This window comes from Sphingobacterium paramultivorum, from assembly GCF_014109745.1.
GTDB classification, from domain to species: domain Bacteria; phylum Bacteroidota; class Bacteroidia; order Sphingobacteriales; family Sphingobacteriaceae; genus Sphingobacterium; species Sphingobacterium paramultivorum.
Genome location: NZ_CP058555.1, coordinates 1204123 through 1222479 on the forward strand (window position 1 = coordinate 1204123; position 18357 = coordinate 1222479).

Below are 18357 nucleotides of genomic sequence, written 5' to 3' on the forward strand. Positions count from 1 at the left end.
TTTTAAATATTAAACCAAAGAATTGAAATATGAGCAACAAGTTGTTTGAAAGCTACGAGCTTAATGGTAAACGGTTAAATAACAGGATGGTAATGGCTCCGATGACCAGAGCCCGATCTGTCAACGAGGGTAATGTTGCAACCGAACTGACTGCGATATATTACGCGCAGCGTGCAACAGCCGGACTGATCATTACCGAAGGCACTTTTATCAGTGAGGAGGGTATTGGATTTATCAATGTTCCCGGAATCTATACAGATAACCAGGTTGAAGGCTGGAAATTGGTCACTGATTCTGTTCACGACAAAGGAGGGAAGATCTTTGCCCAGCTCTGGCATACAGGAGCTTATTCGCATCCCGATTTGCATGAGGGCAGATTACCTCTTGCTCCATCCGATTTTAATCCTAGGCAGAAAGCATTTACTTTAGAAGGCTTTAAACCTACCGTTGCTCCTCAGCCGATGACAATTGAAGATATCAAAAGAACAGTTAACGATTTTAAACAAGGAGCTATCAATGCTTTCCGTGCTGGTTTTGACGGGATAGAGCTTCATGGTGCAAACGGCTATCTTTTGCAGCAGTTTTTCAGCAAAAATGCCAATAACAGAACAGATGAATACGGAGGTTCTCCTGAAAATCGCGCAAGAATTCTTTTTGAAATATTAGATGCGATCAGAGAAGTGGCTGACATCAAAAATGTTGGCGTGCGTCTCAATCCATCGTTGAATGGAATAATGGGAATTGCTGTGGATGATGAGACCATTGCGACGTATAATTACATTGTCAGCCGGTTAAATGATTATGATCTGGCCTACATTCATTTAATAGAGCCTTTCACCGATTTAACGGGTAATAAAAATGCGATTCAGCACGTGGCAAAGCATTTTCGTGAAATTTATAAAGGAACTATTATCATTAACCGTGCTTTCAATAAAGAAACGGCCACACAGGTCTTGGAGGATGGAGATGCGGATCTGGTGTCTTTTGGCATTCCATTTATAGCCAACCCAGATCTTGTAGAACGCTATAAAAGAGATTCTATACTGAATACTCCTGATCAGGATACCTTCTACACACCCGGTGAAAAGGGATATACAGATTATCCATTTTTAAATAAATAAGAACACAGTTATATACATAAAATAATATCAAACAAAATTTGTCAAAATGAAAACAACAGGAAATACTATATTCATTAGCGGCGGAAGCGCAGGAATAGGATTGGCAATTGCCAAAAAACTAAATGAAACAGGAAATAAAATTATTATAAACGGACGTAATGAGGACCGTCTTCAAAGAGCGTTGACCGAGTTGAAAGATGCCGTTGCCATTCAGGGCGATCTCTCAGTAGAGACAGATAGGATACGAATTGCAGAAGATTTGAAGACAAATCATCATGATGTAAATATCATCATTAATAATGCGGGAGCAGCTTTTGGATATTTACTCAGTGAAACGACCAATGCACACGAAAAAGCAATGATCGAGATGAATACGAACTATTTTGCGATCATTCACTTTACAGAATTAATGATTCCACATTTGTTGGAAAAAGAAGAATCAGCGGTGGTCAACGTTTCGTCTATTGCTGTATATGGAAGTCATAAATTTCTTCCAACCTATGGTGCAACGAAAGCGGCACTACATAGCTATACTACAGCTCTGAGAAAAACTTATGAAGAGCAGCAAAAACTTCAGGTCTATGAGGTCTATCCTCCATTGGTAAACACCGATTTTTCTGCTGAAATAGGTGGGGCGGCTGGAATTGCGCCCAGTGAAGTGGCGGACGAACTGTTTATTGGACTGGAAAACAATTTGTTTGATATTCCTGTTGGTGATACAAAGGTTTACGCAAATGCAATTGGGGAAGCTATGGCAAAATTAGTTCAGGCATAAATACAAGCTGAATCAGTCTTTTGAGAAATTAAAAGATTGGTTCAGTTCTTATTAAATTTTTCATTATGAATTTGAAAAATAAGGTGATCCTGATAACTGGAGGAGGTTCAGGAATAGGACTGGAAGCTGCAAAACAGTTTTTAGCACTGGGAAACAGCGTAATTATTACGGGAAGAAACCAGTCAAAACTGGAAGCCGTAAAAAAGCAATATCCTGAAATAACGATTATTCAATCTGACGCTTCTCAGGAGAAGGATGCAATCGCTCTTTATGAAAAGGTAAGCGAAATGGGGGGTATTGACATCCTGTACAATAATGCAGGTGTTGGGGTTGCTCCGTTAAACCTTGGTATTGCCGACACTAGACATCTGGAAGGTGCTGTTTATGAAATGGAGGTTAATTATTTCGGGATAATCCGCCTGAATAATCTATTTATGGAAATGCTCAAATCCCGTCAAGAGGCAGCAATCATCAATACAACCTCCATTTTGAGCATAGTTCCGTCGGTATTGGAAGCAACGTATTCTGCTTCGAAAACGGCTTTGGCATTTTATACAAAATCATTGCGGTCACATTTGCAGGCAATCCATAGTTCGGTGAAAGTTTTTGAATTGCTTCCACCTTTGGTCGATACCGATATGGTCGCCGATCGGCAGGATAAAAAGATAAGTACGCAACAACTGGTCAAGGGGCTGATTTTAGGTATTAAGAAAGACGTTGAAACGATAAAAGTGGGGGATACAAAGGTTATTTCCATTCTTAATAGGATTGCGCCTAAGACGGCCTATAATATAATCAATGCTAAAAAAGAGTATATAAAATTGAAATAATCATGAAAGCATTTCTAATTAATAAATATACAAAGGGAGGCCTGCAGCTGACAGATGTTTCTTTACCAAAAATTAAAAACAATGAAGTTTTGGTGGAGATTTATGCAACAGGTTTAAACCTGTTAGATTCGAAAATAAAAACAGGGGAATTCAAACTTATTCTTCCCTACAAAATGCCGCTTATTTTAGGTCACGATCTTGCTGGAATTGTAAAGGAAGTGGGAAAGAATGTGAAAAAATACAATGTTGGAGATGAAGTTTATGCTAGGCCGACCGACTTTCATATAGGTACATTTGCAGAATATATAACGGTGAGGGAAGAAGATTTAGCCTTTAAACCAAAGAATCTTTCGATGGAAGAAGCTGCATCGGTTCCTTTGGTCGCACTCACAGCGTGGCAGGCTCTGGTGGAAATTGGTCGGTTAAAAAAAGGACAAAAGGTATTTATTCAGGCAGGTTCGGGAGGAGTAGGTACCATTGCGATCCAGTTGGCGAAACATCTTGGCGCAACTGTTGCGACAACTGCAAGTGCCAAAAGTTTTGATTTTCTGAAAGAAATAGGCGCTGATGTTTTAATTGATTATAAAACACAGGATTTTGAAGCAATACTGAAAGATTATGACCTCGTTTTAAATAGCCAGGATAATAAAACACTTGAAAAATCATTAAATATTTTAAAAGCAGGAGGGAGGGTCATTTCAATTTCCGGTCCACCAACACCTGAGTTTGCTGAAGCTATACATGCGAATTGGCTGGTAAAGATGGTAACAAGATTTCTGAGCTTCGGGATTAAGAAAAAGGCGAAAAAATTGGGCGTTGATTACACGTTCCTTTTTATGAAGGCAGATGGAAACCAGCTCAATGAAATTACAAAATTGATAGAGTCTGGAATCATTCAGCCTATTATAGACAAAGTATTTCCGTTTGGAGAAACCAACAAAGCTTTGGAATATGTCGAAAATGGAAGAGCGAAAGGAAAAGTTGTGGTCAAAATAAAATGAAAGTGAAGATCATTCTAAACAAGCTTTAGTTTTGCTTCAAGTTATTATAAACAACATGTAAGTACCCCATTTTTCCAAATTTCTGAATCTATCATGGCAAGCCTGATTGCCGGTCATTTGGTTTAAACTGTTATCTTTTGTACATCTATTAATTGACCGAAAAGCTAAAAAAGTTTTAGGTAAAACGAGGAATAGAACCATTACACAAAAGTGTAGTTGTAGTATCTTTTATTTGTATCAATTGTTCCGGGAAATAAGGCTGCGATAATGTAGTAGACAATTACTATAAATTCAGAAATTGATAAGTGTGAGTATAGGAATTCTATTTTCGATAGGTCAGCGCGGAAGCTATACTGGTTATTCTTATTTCATCAGGATTTAAGTTAATCTTAGATTATAAGACACTTATGAATTATTTGTAACTTGTGGAAGTAAATTGTTATCATGGATTCACTTGAAAAGAAACTTACGAAGATTGAGCATGGGTTCAAACCTTTTGAAGAGGAAGCGCTGGAGATCATCGGACAGGAAAGTTTGGAGGATGCAAAGTCGATAGCGATCCGCTTGCTGAAAAGTGAGCATTACCAACTTAGGTGTTGCGCGATATTCATTCTGGGATTTATTGCTGCGAAAGACATCCAGGTATTAAACCAGCTTAAAGAGGTCGCCCGGTCCGACCAAAGCTGGCAGGTACAGGAAATAGTAGCGAAAGCATTTGATCAGTTCTGTAAAGACAATGGCTACGAGCAGTCCTTACTGGTAATAAAAGAGTGGCTTAGTGACAAACATCCCAATGTTTGCAGGGCTGTGACAGAAGGCCTGAGAATTTGGACCAGCCGCCCTTATTTTAAAATCCACCCCAAAGTGGCCATACAACTTATCAGTTTGCATAAGGCCAGCGAAAGTGAATACCTGCGTAAATCTGTCGGTAATGCATTAAGAGATATTCGCAAGCGACATGATGAACTGATTTCCAACGAAACGGCCCAATGGAATTTAAATGATAAACGGATTGTATTCACCTACAAGCATGTTCTTAAAGGCTAAAAATTAGCAATATATCTGATACTCACTGATAGATTTTATTCTGTATGTGGCTTATTTTGCACCGTATAAAGAGATTTATCGTTTTTAAGACAATGTCACAACAGATTCCAGCCGGTCTCATCTTTTCTCTACAAATCGGTGCTCTGCATAATAAGTTTAGTTATTAATCTTGTCCCCTTAAGAAATATTATACCATGATTCTATCCCGATAATTGAAAAATGATAGCGGATAATAAATACAGCTTTACGAATTATAAAATAGCCTTTCATACCAAAAAGACCGGCCGTATATTTACATACGTGAGGTTGAGTCAAGTAATTGAAGTTCGGTAGCGAGCTCGCGCTATTTTAAAAATGGTGAATTAAGCTTTGGTGTACTATTTGGCGAGGCTATATATGTGGGGATAGGTCATAAAAAATACGATATGAGAAAAAAAATAACAGCATTTATGTCAATGTTCTTACTGTGCGTTTTTGCTTTTGGACAAGATACACAGAAAACTAAACCCCAGATAAAAACAGAGGAAATAACCTACCATGGAATAGCGGGGCGGCCTATTAACAGAAGCGACATGCAAGGACTGGATCAATATAAAGAGTACAATTTAGATGGTACCGTTTCAACTATCTATATCGTAGAGTTTGACAAAAGCAAGAATAAAAATAATTACAATTTAAATGAAAGATATATCTATGAAAAAGGCAAACTCTGCAAAATAGAACTAATTGGCACAGTTACAGGGGATAAATATGGGGAGATTTTGTTCTCTTATAATGAACAAAAACAATTGACAAAAAAGATTGAAAACCGGTACGAAGGCAATAGGTTAAGTCTGAATCAATTTAGCGCATACACGGATTATTTTTATAATGAAAATGACGAAACAATAAAACGTTATGAATACGACGAAACAAAAAAAGAGTTTTTGTTAGTTTCTATTGCCACTAAAATATATGATCAGAATAAAAATATGATTCAAGAAAAAACTGACAATTTTGATGGCAATATATCAGGGGTTGTCGATATCAGATATGACAATTCAAATAAACCAATCGAGCTAAATTCTTCTTATTTTAAAGAAACAAAAAATTATAAATACAACTCACATGGCGATATAGAAGAAGAAAAAAGCAGATCTGAAGAAAGCCCTACCATACAATCATCAACCTATTCATATATTTATGATCATTATGAAAATTGGGTTGAACAAAAGCAGATTATTAAAAGAAATCCTAAAGACGAATTTGAAGGCGGAATTTTAATAAAAAGAAAGATCGAATATTATGAATAAAACGACCACTAAAAAGTGGTATTTGGTTGTTTTTAATGGTTCGATGATTACTTTGTTTTTACAATAATTGATCAACATTGGCGTGGAAGGATACGAAATTCTATCGATTTGAGATAAGTTTTTTATTATTAATCAGCAAATTGACGGAGGTAAAGTTTCAAAATGTTAAACGCGGTTTATAATGAGAAGAGGTTATAGAATTGTGTAACGGTCGGGACTGTCCCACTAAGTGTATAAATAAAAACTACGGAGTTCAGTTATGTTACTTATAGCTGGACTTTTTTTCAAATAAATATAATTCAATTAAAAGCCCGTGGGGAGAGTAATCGCTCCATCGCTAGGTTGTGGGGCATCAACCGAAAGACAGTCAATGAATATGTCATATATACTCCGCATCTCGTTAAACAACGCATATCTGTTTTTATGGGTTTAATCTATTGTATTCAAGAAGTTTTTATCAATCGGACTACAAGTCTCCAGAAAGGAGTAGAAAGTTGTTAAAAGTCCAAGTTGACGCGTTGCAACTTGAACTTTTAATTTAATAGTTTTTTTGGGGGTACTTCCTTATTTTCCTAAATCATTAAAATTTGGCTATCACGTCAATTCGCTAAGCTGAGACGATTTTATTTTCAAAAATCACAATTTAATATAGCACCACTGCTAGCATTGCTAACAAGTTGCCGATATTGACTCAACCATTTAGAATTTAGTTTTTTTCTGATCGGAATAAAGTTATTTCTTCGCAATTGTATCTCATCTTCGCTTATGTCAGCTGAAAGCATATGTTGGTCAATATCAATAACGATGTGGTCTCTGTTTTTTAGTAATCCAATTAATCCACCTTCAGCAGCCTCAGGGGAGACATGTCCTATAGCTATTCCGCGAGTAGCTCCGCTGAATCGCCCATCTGTTATCAAGGCTACCGAACTACCCAATCCCATTCCCATGATCAGGCTTGTAGGTGTCAACATTTCCTGCATCCCCGGCCCACCTTTGGGACCTTCGTAACGGATCACCACAACATCGCCAGCTTTGATCTCACCGGCAAGGATGCCTACTATGGCATCTTGTTGGCTATCATAGCAAACTGCAGTCCCGCTAAATTTCTTTTCGCCCGTGATTCCTGCGGATTTTACCACAGCTCCCTGCTCTGCCAGATTTCCAAATAGAATCGCCAATCCTCCGACAGGACTGTATGGATTGTTTATTGTATGTATAATTGTTGAATCTTTGATCGCTGCATTTGCAATCTTTTCGAATAGCATTTCGCCACCGACCGTTATATTATCCAGGAGGACATGGTTGCTGCGCTTGGTCATTTCGTTCATTACAGCATTTACGCCCCCGGCGCGATGGACGTCTTCCATGTGAACGGTGCTTAAACTGGGCGATATTTTTGCGATGTGAGCTACTTGATCCGATATTGAATTAATGTCCCTAAGCTGAAAATCTACATCTGCTTCGTGAGCTATAGCAAGCATATGAAGAACAGTATTGGTACTACCACCCATAGCCATATCCACTGCAAAAGCATTCTGGATGGCTTTTGCATTAATGATGTTTTTAAGTTTGAATTGCTTGGAAAGCTGATCGTCTTTGGCGATTTCACAGATCCTTCTGGCTGATTCCCGATATAGATTTTCACGCTCGGGTGTTAACGCCAATATGGTTCCATTACCAGGTAGTGCTATACCCATAGCTTCCATCAGCGTGTTCATGGAATTTGCTGTAAACATACCCGAGCAACTACCACCACTGGGGCATGCGTTACACTCGATGTCTTTGAGTTCATCGTCACTGATTAAGCCCGCTTCGTGTTTGCCCACAGCCTCGAAAGCTGTAGACAGGTCAATGGCAGTACCATCTTTGGTATATCCTTTTCGCATGGGTCCTCCACTTACAAAAATTGTAGGCACATCTACACGTAGCGCACCCATAATCATCCCGGGTACAATCTTATCGCAGTTAGGGATAGCTATCATTGCATCCAATTTGTGTGCATTCATGACGCTTTCAATTGAGTTGGCAATTAATTCTCGGCTGGGGAGCGAGTAAAGCATACCATCGTGTCCCATAGCAATACCATCGTCAATACCTATCGTATTGAATTCAAAAGGAATACATCCGTTTGCCTTGATTTCTTCTTTAATGATCTCAGCAACCTTATTCAGAAAAAAATGTCCGGGTATAATTTCGATAAAGGAATTTGCTACTCCAATAAAAGGCTTATCGAAATCGTTATCATTTATGCCTGTGGCCCGAAATAGGGCTCTATGGGGAGTACGTTGGTATCCCTTCTTTACTTCATCGCTTCTCATTTTTTATTAGTTATATAGTAGATTTTAGTCTACTTAGTGTTTCAGGCGATATGGCCAGATAAGCCGCAAGGTTGACATTAGACAAACGCTGTATGAGCTCAGGATTATTTTTCAGTAGATCGCGATAGCGTTCTTTAGCGGTTTGAGTTAATAAGCTGCTGAGTTTATTATTTATGACAGTTAATCCATATTCGAGAATGTAGATATAAAAATTGTCCCAGCCAGGCATGTTTTCCCTCAAAAAGGTAAAATCAGTGTTGCTGATGCTGAGCACCTCCGTATCTTCTACTGCTTGGATAAATTCTGTAGCTGGCTGTCTTGAGATAAAACTAACGATAGAGGTTAGAAAAGTATGCTCAAAAGCCATGAATCGGGTTGCCGTTGATAGTTCGTCATTGCGAAAATATAGGCGCAAACAGCCTTTACCGACAAAGAAAAGATAGTCTGCAATGGAACCTTCGTTGAGCAGATGGTTATTTTTCTTTATCGATTGATGTTTAAAATAAGTTAGGGCCTCTGCTAATTGCTGTTCGGTTAACAACGCTTTCTCACGTAACAATTGTAATAGTTGCTCTCTCATCGCTTATTATTTTATACGTCAAAGATGCACTTTATATTAGGATACAGTCGTTGACATTGGTCAAAAACGTCAACGATTTATTAAAGTTTTAATCTTCTATTGGATAATGGAACTTTGGTAAGTTTAGAGCTAATACAACATTAAAATATACACCAATTATTTCTTTGTTAGGTGCGAAAGCTGTTCGTTTGACTACAGTTGGAAGCGACGGATAAATTAAGTAGATTTAATTTCTATAAAACTTCTTATATGAAGTTTCCATTTTGTTATTACTATTGGTCAGATTTTATACGGTCTTCTTTGCACAAAATGCTGCGGCACATAGCGTTTCGAAGATAGAATTGAAGGAGACATACATCGTTGATATAGATCCGAAAGAAATAATTTTAGCGGATTTGTTTCCGTCATTCAACTATTTTTGAAAGACATTTTTGGTTTGTCGTTATTTAGTATTCTTTAGTTAGATGCAATTGAAGAAAACCGTTTTTAAGCGCCTGTCCTTTGTACTTGAACTTTGAACTTAACTCCTTATTGTTTGCTAAAATTGCTCCAGCTCCAGTGATTATAGGGCTGACGTTAAAATAAATATCGGTAACCAAATTCTTGTCCAAAAAAGCGTTGAAAGTACCTGCTCCGCCTCCAACGGCTATTTCCCGCACTCCTTTTGCAGACATATATGCAATTGCCTCTTCAGGACTTGCTAAAGTCTGGTAACCATCAGCCGTATAAGGTTTATCGGCCAATATGATGATTTCTATTCCCTTAAAATGATCTTTTACCGGATCTGGAAAATTTAGAAAATTTTCAAATGTTTTCAATCCTATCACTACATTTCCAACCTGCCTTACAAATTGTAGGTAAAATTCCATTGCTTCCGGTGGCAGCTTATGATGTGGATTATCGGATATCAAAATTCTTCCATTAGCTGAAATATTTGCGATTACTGTTACTTTCATAATGATTTTCCTTAAATTTCTGTTCAACAAAACTATTGGATATTCAATATATATTTACTATTCATTACCTTTAGGAAAGTAACTATCATATGAGCAATAAAAATATTGATAAAGAAACGATATTGGCATTAAAAGATGGCATTGAATTGCTCAGTGGCAAATGGAAATTTTGTATCCTGCACAATTTGCAGCAACACGGCACAATGCGGTTTAAAGATCTGCAAGAGATGGCTCAGGGAATATCCCCAAAAGTTCTATCCAAGGAACTTCAGGAATTAGAAGACAATTTGCTGATTAGTAGAACAGTTAATGATACCAAACCTGTGACCGTTTCTTATACGCTTACCGCCTATGCTAAAGAAACGGAGGAAGTTGCCAATGTTTTAATTAAATTTGGTCTAAAGCATAGAAATAAAATTAAAGCAAAATGAGGCTTATATCTTAACAGCTCATTTGACTTTCCGCTTCATAGAATGGTGTATTGTCGTCTCTCTCCAGACGTTTTTCAATGCTCCGCTTTCATTAAAATACCTCCGTTCCAATTTCTCGAGACCTTCGCGAAATATAGCTCTGCGGAAATATACATTTCTTCACTGTCGGTCGGCGGCGTCTTATCCTTACCACTTTGATTCAGGTCTTAAAGCGATGGAGGCGACACAAATACCGTCTTCTTGATCCGCAGGGAAATATGCTGATGGATGAGAGTCATCGAGACGAAGCCCCCGTATTCGGAGATGAACATTTCCGACCAGAAATCGATAGAGGAGCGCTGAGAGATCTAATCGACGGACTGCTTCCTTGTGGCGTTTCAAATGTTAATTCCAAGATTCTGCCAGTTCAGTAGCTGCATAAGCACCCATTTGTGCATACCGCTCACAGAGACTCCAGATGAGATAAGAACAATGGAATCTCCTTCTGATAAATGAGGGATTAATTTTTGCAAAGTAAAGAATAGTCCTTTGACATTGATGTTGCAAAGGTCATCAAAACCTCTTCGGTTGTATCTTCAATTGAATATTGCTTTGCTATTCCCGCATTCAGTACAAGCACATCCACTTTGTTTCCGCTAGCTGCAACTGTGGATAGTTCTCGACACGCAACCCGTAACGGTTCAATATCAACTAACAGAATACGGCTTGACGCTAAAAAAAATCATCAATACCCTGGCCGAATGGGGAACTGAACATCGAAAAGTGATTGTCGGGAAGTAATTGATGAATTGTCGATAAGAGACCATAAAAGATTATCGGAAATCTATAAAAGGAAAGCGTGCTAAAAATGGCGGCCCTTGCATTTTGTTGGAATTTTTACACTTAGGTAAGGGCGTTCTTGATAGCGTTGCTGATAATGAAATATACCGAGTTTAGGTATTGAAATGATAGAGGAATACTACATCCCCGATATAAGCTGGCTTAATTTGATTCTTGATAACAAGTTTAGCCTCAATAGTCACTTTTATTGTTCCGCGAAGGTTGCAGATGGATTTTGCGGTTGCTTGGAGTTGAACTTCACTATCTACAGGGACAGCTTGTCCAAATCTAAAATTTTCTATTCCATAATTGATTTCCATTTTCACGTTTCTAACATCTGCAATCTGCTTCCATAAGTAAGGAATTAATGATAGGGTCAGATACCCATGTGCAATAGTTGAAGAAAAGGGACCTTCCTCTTCGGCTTTTTGTTTGTCGACATGTATCCATTGATGATCGTGCGTCGCATCCGCAAACAGATTGATCTGCTGTTGGTTAATTACGTGCCAATTGGAAACCCCGATGAGTTTGCCCTCGTAGGCCTTATATTCTTCAAAATTGTTAATAATTACCATAAACTTCGGTTAGTCTGTAATAACTGATATAGGACAAGTTTAAATAAATGGATGTTAATATCATAATTTAATAACTTATAAACTTCCTAAATATTGCTGATAAACAATATTCAGGCAGAAATTAAACCAAGGGAAGCTTAAACGCCATTCTATTTTGGGAATCAAAGAATCTATAAAGTGACAGGTCTAAGTACGGTTAACGATTCCGATTATTACCTAAACTTAGTTTTTATTTCGAAGACTGGTTAAGTTGGTATGTTAATTGTATTTTTTGACTGTATAGAATTAATTACAAACCACTTAATATAAAACTACCATGTTCAACAACAAAGATAATAAATCAGGCTTAGTTCTTGGAATGCTGGCAGGTGCTGCTCTTGGAGCACTTGTAGGACTATTATTTGCTCCAGAAAGTGGAGAGGAAACAAGAAAGAAAATAAAGAAAAAGTCAGATGATTTAAAGGATCAGGCAAAGAATAAATATGGAGAACTTAGTGACGCCGTGAAGGATCAGTTTAACAATGCTTCTGCGAGTGTTAAAGAGACGGCAAGTAATGTCGCTAATTCGGTGACCGATGGTTTTGATAAACTGAAAGGTCAGATTACATCTAAAGCTGAAGATGCTCAAGAGAAGGCCGAGCCAAAATCAAAATGATGTTAAAAAGCAGTACTTCCTTTCCATCTTATTAAAAGAAGAACGGAAATTGCAATACCGCATTAAAACAACGATGTTTTTTGTGGGACAAACCTTTTTTAGCGTATGTATATAAGTCGATTCTAAACGAAGAATCGACTTTTTTTTGATCTTTCGCACACCATTTTTTTGGATTTCCCTCGGGGAAATTGAACGTTTTATTTCAAAATTACTTTCATTAGAAGCTCCTGATGCTCATCACCCCAATTTCCTAGCGCAGAAATTACAGGGATTAAAGTTTTCCCAAATTCAGTAAGACTGTATTCCACTTTAGGTGGTACAACAGGGTAAATAACTTTTGCAACCAATTCGTGCTCTTCAAGTTCTTTTAGCTGAACATTTAGCACTCTTCGTGAAGCATCCGGTATTTTGCGCTGGAGTTCGCTTGGGCGTTTATAGCCTTCATTGATAAACCACAATAATCGTATTTTCCATTTACCATAGAGAACTTCACCAATCAAGTCTAAACCACAGTTGAGACTTAAAGGTATTTTCTTTTCGTACATATTCCAAAATTAAGTCAATGTTCGAAAATATACAATATGGGATAAATTTATCCCTATGCAATTCGTTTTTCCGTACTTGTGTAAACTGTTTATAGGTCGGAAATTTGTATAAAAATATTTCAATAATGGAACATATAGTTGATTTCAACAAGGAGTTATCGGGTAAATTTGCTTTGGTGACAGGTGGTACAAAAGGCGCGGGAAAGGCAATAGCTGAGCGCTTGTTAAATGCAGGCGCAACGGTGATTATTGCGGCAAGAAATGCCCCTAAACAAGCCAACGACAAGTTACATTTTATTTCTGCTGATCTAAGCCAATCTGCCGGAACCAAAAAAATAGTTACAGAAGTTCTTCAAAAATTTGGAAGGTTGGATATACTCGTCAATAATCTGGGCGGTTCAGATGCACAAGGCGGAGGTTTTTCAGTATTGAGCGATGAAGATTGGGAAAAGGCTATTCATACCAATCTGCTTGCGCCGGTCCGTTTAGACCGAGGCTTTTTGCCTCATATGTTAGAAAGGGGAAATGGTGTCATTATTCATATCGCTTCCATACAAGCTAGGTTACCACTACATGATTCAACATTACCTTATGCGGCAGCAAAAGCAGGATTGCTAAATTATAGTAAAAATCTATCAAATGAAGTCTCACCGAAAGGGGTACGAGTTTTAACTGTTTCGCCGGGCTGGATTCAGACTGATGGTGCAACGGGAATGATGCAGGAAATTTCGGAGCGAACCGGTATTAGCGTTGAGGAAGCAATTCAACAGGTCATGAACAGCCTGGGAGGAATACCTTTTGGCAGGCCGGCAAAACCCGAAGAGGTTGCGGAATTGGTCGGTTTTTTAGTATCACCACGAGCAGGATATCTCACCGGAACCGAATTTGTAATCGATGGCGGGACAATACCAACCGTTTAAATTTAATCATATGCCAGCATACATAATATTTACAAGAATCACAACTATTGATCAAAAAGAGCTAGAGAAATATTGGAGCCTGATCGGAGAGACTATGAAGGGGCACCCAATTGAAGTTCTTTCTCCTTATGGAGACTTTGAAGTTCTCGAAGGTGATCAGATCCAGGGAGTCGTTGTTGCTAAATTTCCAGATATGGAATCAGCAAGGAAATGGTATTTTGGGAAGCCCTACCAGGAGGCCGCAGCACACCGCAAAGCGGGGGCAATATATAATGGAGTTCTTGTGGAAGGAATTGTATAGGTTAAAAGTAACTAAAATAAGAAATCATGGAATTACCAAAAGTGTTAATAGATTTAGTGGCAGCACAAGCGAGCTACAATAGTGTTGCATATGCCAAGTGTTTCACCGAAACAGCAGTAGTTTATGATGAGGGCAAAATGCACAATGGACGAAAAGAGATCGAAAAATGGATTTCAGATGCAAACAAAAACTATAAGTCAATTATGAAGCCTATCAGCTTTGAGAAGAATGAGGATCAAAGTATTTTGAAAGCGGAAGTCTCAGGTAATTTTCCTGGAAGCCCTATTGTATTGAGTTACCGGCTCAATATTGTTGGTAATCAAATCCAATTTCTAAAAATTACAGGTTAAGGGGAAAATTTATGGACCAAAGGGTATCGGCGGTATTTATGAAGTATGGGTTGATCTGGAGTGTTGGTGAAACTGATATGTCAGAAACAGATGTAAGAACTATTTCCCAAGAGGTCTGCATAGATAAGAGAATATATTTCTTAAATGATCAAAGCAGGCAAATGTATGCCTGCTTTGAATTTGACCTTTTCAGTATTCTTAAATACTGCGGAATAGTGCTGCTGTAACTATGTTTCTATCGTCGAGAATAAAAGGTGCTGTATTGACGGAGGATTTTCCCCATCTGCCTCGAAGATATCAACCTTTGTTTGTAGCAACCTATCGTCTTTAATTATCAGATGCTCGGGGAAAACATTTTGTGCTTTCTTTGTCAGCTTTTCAAATACCTGAAAATCAGTGTCGGTTACGGGGGTAAATGATTTTTTCCGATTGGGCAGGCGCATTATCCTGATCGCAAAATAGGGTAAAATAACACTGACAAATAAAGAGTATAAAATGTCTTCATTCTGCTCAAGGCGGAAGGAAAAGTGATATGAAGGGCTTCCCCCCAAGAAGGAGTAGTCCCAGATTTCAGCAGACAGGTCGGTAAGAGACTCTTTTAATTGTTCCCACGAAAAAGAAATGTATTTGACCGCTGACCTTTCTGAGGTTCCGAGACCTTTATTTTGGAAAGAAAAATTAAGCAAATACGGACACGACATTTTGTTTCGTTATTATTCAGATGAAGAAAGACAACCAGAGCAAGTTCCTTATCCAGACTATCAAAGTTACTATATACAACTTGCGGACAGAATTAGCTCGACACCATTGAAGATTGATACCTTATGTATGTTGTTTTTGCCAAGTGATGAACTATTGCGACCGGAGGAATGTTTTAGGATTAAATGGCGGAGGCCACATTAAGATTTTTGGATTTTAAAAGGTTATGGTTGATATACAAAAAATATTTGCAGAGGGGGTGGAAAGCTCCTTTCTTGTTGAAATAGGAGCGAGAACAATTATAATGTTTATTCTAATACTGATCATTCTAAGGCTCTCGGGTAGAAGGGGAGTTCGGCAGTTAACTCTTTTTGAGGTTGCGATTATAATCAGTTTGGGCTCAGCTGCTGGAGATCCAATGTTTCAAGAAGAAATACCAATCTTTCATTCGATTGTTGTCTTTATATGTGTAATCTTTGTCTATAAGTTGATAACCTGGATTGCTTCCCGATCAGAGAATATTGCCCATTTATTGGAAGGTAAAGTTTTACCTGTAGTAAAGGATGGCGTATTTGATATAAAACATGAAAATGATAATACCTTTTCGCGTATGGAATTTTTTTCTGAACTGAGAAATTTAAATATCGAACATTTGGGACAGGTTAAGGAAGGGATTCTAGAAGTTGATGGAACGCTAAGCGTTTTATTTTATGCTGATAGTGATGTGAGGTATGGGCTGCCATTATTCCCGTCATCTTTCAAAAAGGTTGATGTATTCAGTGCTGAAGGGCCATTCGCATGCATGTATTGCGGCCATGTCGTATTTAGTTTTGAGAATGATTCCAAGGCATGTCCAAGATGCAATAAAACACAATGGAGCAAAGCCTTGAATTCAAAAAGAGTTTAAAAGAAATAATACCATGTATTAATTAAACAAATCATAGGGTGATACAGTTCGTGGCCGTTTTTATTCGAAGCCATTCTTTGAATAGAAAAACTTAAGATTGGGCAGCAGCATAATGAATTCAGGGTGCCATCGATGTGGAAAAAAAAGCAAATGGCCACGAATCGTTATTTATACCCAGCGAATTGTAATCCATTCAATTTGCTATAGATTTTACAGCTAAATTTGTTTGGTAAATGAAGCTGAAATCTTAAACAATAATATCAACATTTTAGCATCCTGACAAATGAATAAAGTAATATTAATTCCATCGATTTTAATTTTAAAGCTATCTGCTTTAAGGAAGATGCTTGCCGGCATCTTTTTTTTATTTTTCTTTTTAATTCCAATCAGTAATGGTTTTGCACAGACATGGATCAATATTGAACTTGAGCAAACCGAATACGATGATGCTACTGATAAAACCTGTTTAAAGGAAACGGGAGAGCCTTTAAACGGGAATTATGCGATAAAATTTAATGGTTTCCAAACCAATTTCGAGCCATTTACAGATGGTTTTAAAAATGGGGAGGCCAAAGTTTACAGACATAAGAAGCTGGCAGAGAGGGGTACATATCTAAACAACCTTAAGGAAGGTGTATGGTTTTACTATAAAGAAGATGGAACAATTCGTAAACGGGTTATTTATAAAAAAGGGAAAACAGAACCTTTTGGTGATCGGAGATTAAGGTGGGAAAGATCCAGTAAAAAGTAGTGTTTTGCCTGTTATTAAAAAAGAATAAGAATCATGAAGAAATTATCATTACTAGCTGTTTTACCCTTTGTTATGTGTTGCAGAAGTCAAGAAAAAATAGATTTAGCAAACTTGAACTTAAATGAGCCGATTGAACAAATCAGTAAATTTGAGGATCGATTATTGGTCGGCGTTGAGACTGTAGAGTATCCCTTCAGTCTGTTGCTGGAGGTTGAAAAATCACAAAGGTATAGTTTCGATGGAATTGATTTAGCAGGGCAGCGGATTATTTTTCAAATCAATTCGGAAACATTAAAAACAGATAGTATTACACGTCTTGGCGGTGGACATATTGATCTCAAACAAGCCAAAACCGCCAGTGAATTAGAAGAATCTTTAAAACGATACGCTGCTGATGATAAAATATATGGCGTAAGAATTGAGCTCAAGACGCAACAGCTAAAGGCGAGTATTTTAAAGAAACTAGAGGTAAAATATGGCAAAGGGACAAAAAATCCAAATACCGACCATGGTTTATACTGGAATTTAAAGCCCCAAAATAAATTTATTTTATACGCGCCAGACTACGATAGGTTAATCATTTTGAACAACACAAACTTGTCTAAAACGTGTTACTGGGATATCATGAATGGTTTAATTGATTTTGGCGGATGCAATAATGAAAAATATATGGCGGACTTGCTAAAAAATGCGACCAAACCGGAAGATGTTAGAGACAAACCCACGCTGAAAATTGATAAGAACTGGAATATAAACAATTTGATTGTTGGCAAAACAACGGAAGAAGAGTTTACGAAATCTCCTATAAATAAGCGTTTTGAACGAGTGACAGAAATTGATGGCACTACCGGAAAAACCAACGAGATCTATTATCAGAATACTTATCATGATTTCAATCTTTTTTTTGCTGTCAGTAAAAGTGATCCGGAGAACCAAAAGGAAAACACTATCAATGGTTACGCCATCAACGACTTTAGAAAGGTCAACATCTCATTTGAAAATAACTTAAAACCAGGCTTACAATTTGAAGAAGTGCTTAAGTTGTTAGATAAGCTTAAAATAATTTATCATCCGGTGGATTTTGCCAATTATATTGAAATCAAAACACCACCTTATACAGTAACCCTGAATTTTAACGAAAGTATGTTGCTTTCCGGAATGTTTGTTAAATAGCTTTCTGATATAACATTTGTCCGATTGCTTGGCTATTGACCTTGCCCGATTGAACAATAGAACGCTATGATAGCAACCCCAACCAATTCCAACATTCCAACATTCCAATAGCTACCTATGTTGTCATCCGCACCACTGTCTTTAGTTATAAGGAGCGAGCCATGTAGATTTCTTTGGTGGTCGTTCTACCAGCTATGAGAAGAAGATGCAGGAAATGTATAATCGTCTCATAGAGACGCTCAAGTAACATGTCAGGCAATTTGTGTAACGCTATTTTCGGGCTATGAGAGGCTTCATCCATCCAATTGCAT

21 protein-coding genes are annotated in these 18357 nt (G+C 37.7%); 15 read left to right on the forward strand and 6 right to left on the reverse strand.

The genetic code is table 11. The features are described from left to right. Positions 1–29 precede the first annotated feature (29 nt). The 6 genes from HS960_RS04975 to HS960_RS05000 all read left to right on the forward strand — a co-directional run bounded on the left by HS960_RS04975 (position 30) and on the right by HS960_RS05000 (position 6066). A complete protein-coding gene (locus HS960_RS04975) occupies positions 30–1121 on the forward strand; it encodes an alkene reductase (protein WP_182331518.1) in 1092 nt (363 codons plus the stop codon). 46 nt (positions 1122–1167) lie between these two features. Further along, a complete protein-coding gene (locus HS960_RS04980; RefSeq protein ID WP_153848109.1) occupies positions 1168–1896 on the forward strand; it encodes an SDR family NAD(P)-dependent oxidoreductase in 729 nt (242 codons plus the stop codon). A 65-nt stretch (positions 1897–1961) separates the two neighbouring features. Continuing rightward, on the forward strand, positions 1962–2726 hold the full coding sequence (locus HS960_RS04985) for an SDR family oxidoreductase (RefSeq protein WP_182331520.1): 765 nt from the start codon (positions 1962–1964) through the stop codon (positions 2724–2726). 2 nt (positions 2727–2728) lie between these two features. After that, positions 2729–3727 (forward strand): NADP-dependent oxidoreductase, encoded by a 999-nt coding sequence (locus HS960_RS04990; RefSeq protein WP_153848107.1) that lies wholly within the window; start codon positions 2729–2731, stop codon positions 3725–3727. Positions 3728–4171: 444 nt separating this feature from the next. Continuing rightward, the gene (locus HS960_RS04995) at positions 4172–4774 is read left to right on the forward strand and encodes a HEAT repeat domain-containing protein (RefSeq protein WP_182331522.1); all 603 of its coding nucleotides are present in this window, start codon (positions 4172–4174) and stop codon (positions 4772–4774) included. A 425-nt stretch (positions 4775–5199) separates the two neighbouring features. Further along, positions 5200–6066, forward strand: coding sequence for a hypothetical protein (locus HS960_RS05000; protein WP_153848105.1), 867 nt, complete (start codon positions 5200–5202; stop codon positions 6064–6066). A 629-nt stretch (positions 6067–6695) separates the two neighbouring features. Here HS960_RS05000 and ilvD read toward each other — a convergent pair. The 3 genes from ilvD to HS960_RS05015 form a co-directional block, all read right to left on the reverse strand. Beyond that, positions 6696–8384, reverse strand: a complete 1689-nt coding sequence (gene ilvD, locus HS960_RS05005) for a dihydroxy-acid dehydratase (RefSeq protein ID WP_153848104.1) — start codon at positions 8382–8384, stop codon at positions 6696–6698. Positions 8385–8394: 10 nt separating this feature from the next. Continuing rightward, the gene (locus tag HS960_RS05010; protein ID WP_153848103.1) at positions 8395–8964 is read right to left on the reverse strand and encodes a Crp/Fnr family transcriptional regulator; all 570 of its coding nucleotides are present in this window, start codon (positions 8962–8964) and stop codon (positions 8395–8397) included. A gap of 446 nt (positions 8965–9410) precedes the next feature. Further along, positions 9411–9920, reverse strand: a complete 510-nt coding sequence (locus tag HS960_RS05015) for a dihydrofolate reductase family protein (protein WP_182331524.1) — start codon at positions 9918–9920, stop codon at positions 9411–9413. Between the two features lie 89 nt (positions 9921–10009). On the opposite strand from HS960_RS05015, the gene HS960_RS05020 reads away from it, so the two are divergent. Together HS960_RS05020 and HS960_RS05025 are read left to right on the forward strand one after the other, a co-directional pair. Then, entirely contained in the window at positions 10010–10351 is a 342-nt protein-coding gene (locus HS960_RS05020; protein WP_182331526.1) for a winged helix-turn-helix transcriptional regulator, read from the forward strand. A gap of 651 nt (positions 10352–11002) precedes the next feature. After that, a complete protein-coding gene (locus HS960_RS05025) occupies positions 11003–11131 on the forward strand; it encodes a winged helix-turn-helix transcriptional regulator (RefSeq protein WP_228280339.1) in 129 nt (42 codons plus the stop codon). A 152-nt stretch (positions 11132–11283) separates the two neighbouring features. Here the strand turns inward: HS960_RS05025 and HS960_RS05030 are convergent, their stop codons facing one another. Continuing rightward, the gene (locus tag HS960_RS05030) at positions 11284–11745 is read right to left on the reverse strand and encodes a MaoC family dehydratase (RefSeq protein WP_120333731.1); all 462 of its coding nucleotides are present in this window, start codon (positions 11743–11745) and stop codon (positions 11284–11286) included. A gap of 316 nt (positions 11746–12061) precedes the next feature. Here HS960_RS05030 and HS960_RS05035 point away from each other — a divergent pair, with 316 nt between their 5' ends. Then, the gene (locus tag HS960_RS05035; RefSeq protein WP_182331528.1) at positions 12062–12400 is read left to right on the forward strand and encodes a YtxH domain-containing protein; all 339 of its coding nucleotides are present in this window, start codon (positions 12062–12064) and stop codon (positions 12398–12400) included. 197 nt (positions 12401–12597) lie between these two features. Here the strand turns inward: HS960_RS05035 and HS960_RS05040 are convergent, their stop codons facing one another. Further along, positions 12598–12945, reverse strand: a complete 348-nt coding sequence (locus tag HS960_RS05040) for a winged helix-turn-helix transcriptional regulator (protein ID WP_182331529.1) — start codon at positions 12943–12945, stop codon at positions 12598–12600. A gap of 125 nt (positions 12946–13070) precedes the next feature. On the opposite strand from HS960_RS05040, the gene HS960_RS05045 reads away from it, so the two are divergent. The 3 genes from HS960_RS05045 to HS960_RS05055 are packed head-to-tail and all read left to right on the forward strand — an operon-like array spanning position 13071 to position 14516. Beyond that, complete coding sequence (locus tag HS960_RS05045) at positions 13071–13865, forward strand: SDR family oxidoreductase (protein WP_153848097.1); 795 nt, start codon at positions 13071–13073, stop codon at positions 13863–13865. Between the two features lie 10 nt (positions 13866–13875). Next, a complete protein-coding gene (locus tag HS960_RS05050; RefSeq protein ID WP_153848096.1) occupies positions 13876–14166 on the forward strand; it encodes a DUF1330 domain-containing protein in 291 nt (96 codons plus the stop codon). Between the two features lie 26 nt (positions 14167–14192). Next, positions 14193–14516 (forward strand): hypothetical protein, encoded by a 324-nt coding sequence (locus tag HS960_RS05055; protein ID WP_075993091.1) that lies wholly within the window; start codon positions 14193–14195, stop codon positions 14514–14516. Positions 14517–14743: 227 nt separating this feature from the next. On the opposite strand, the gene HS960_RS05060 is transcribed toward HS960_RS05055, so the two are convergent. Beyond that, positions 14744–15217 carry a hypothetical protein gene (locus HS960_RS05060; protein WP_182331531.1) on the reverse strand — a complete coding sequence of 158 codons (474 nt, stop codon included), beginning with the start codon at positions 15215–15217 and terminating at the stop codon, positions 14744–14746. 224 nt (positions 15218–15441) lie between these two features. Between HS960_RS05060 and HS960_RS05065 the strand changes: the two genes are divergently transcribed. The 3 genes from HS960_RS05065 (at position 15442) to HS960_RS05075 (ending at position 18046) form a co-directional block, all read left to right on the forward strand. After that, a complete protein-coding gene (locus HS960_RS05065; RefSeq protein WP_159732657.1) occupies positions 15442–16122 on the forward strand; it encodes a DUF421 domain-containing protein in 681 nt (226 codons plus the stop codon). A 283-nt stretch (positions 16123–16405) separates the two neighbouring features. Further along, positions 16406–16873 carry a toxin-antitoxin system YwqK family antitoxin gene (locus HS960_RS05070; RefSeq protein ID WP_159732661.1) on the forward strand — a complete coding sequence of 156 codons (468 nt, stop codon included), beginning with the start codon at positions 16406–16408 and terminating at the stop codon, positions 16871–16873. A 33-nt stretch (positions 16874–16906) separates the two neighbouring features. Next, a complete protein-coding gene (locus tag HS960_RS05075; protein WP_159732663.1) occupies positions 16907–18046 on the forward strand; it encodes a hypothetical protein in 1140 nt (379 codons plus the stop codon). Positions 18047–18357 lie beyond the last annotated feature (311 nt).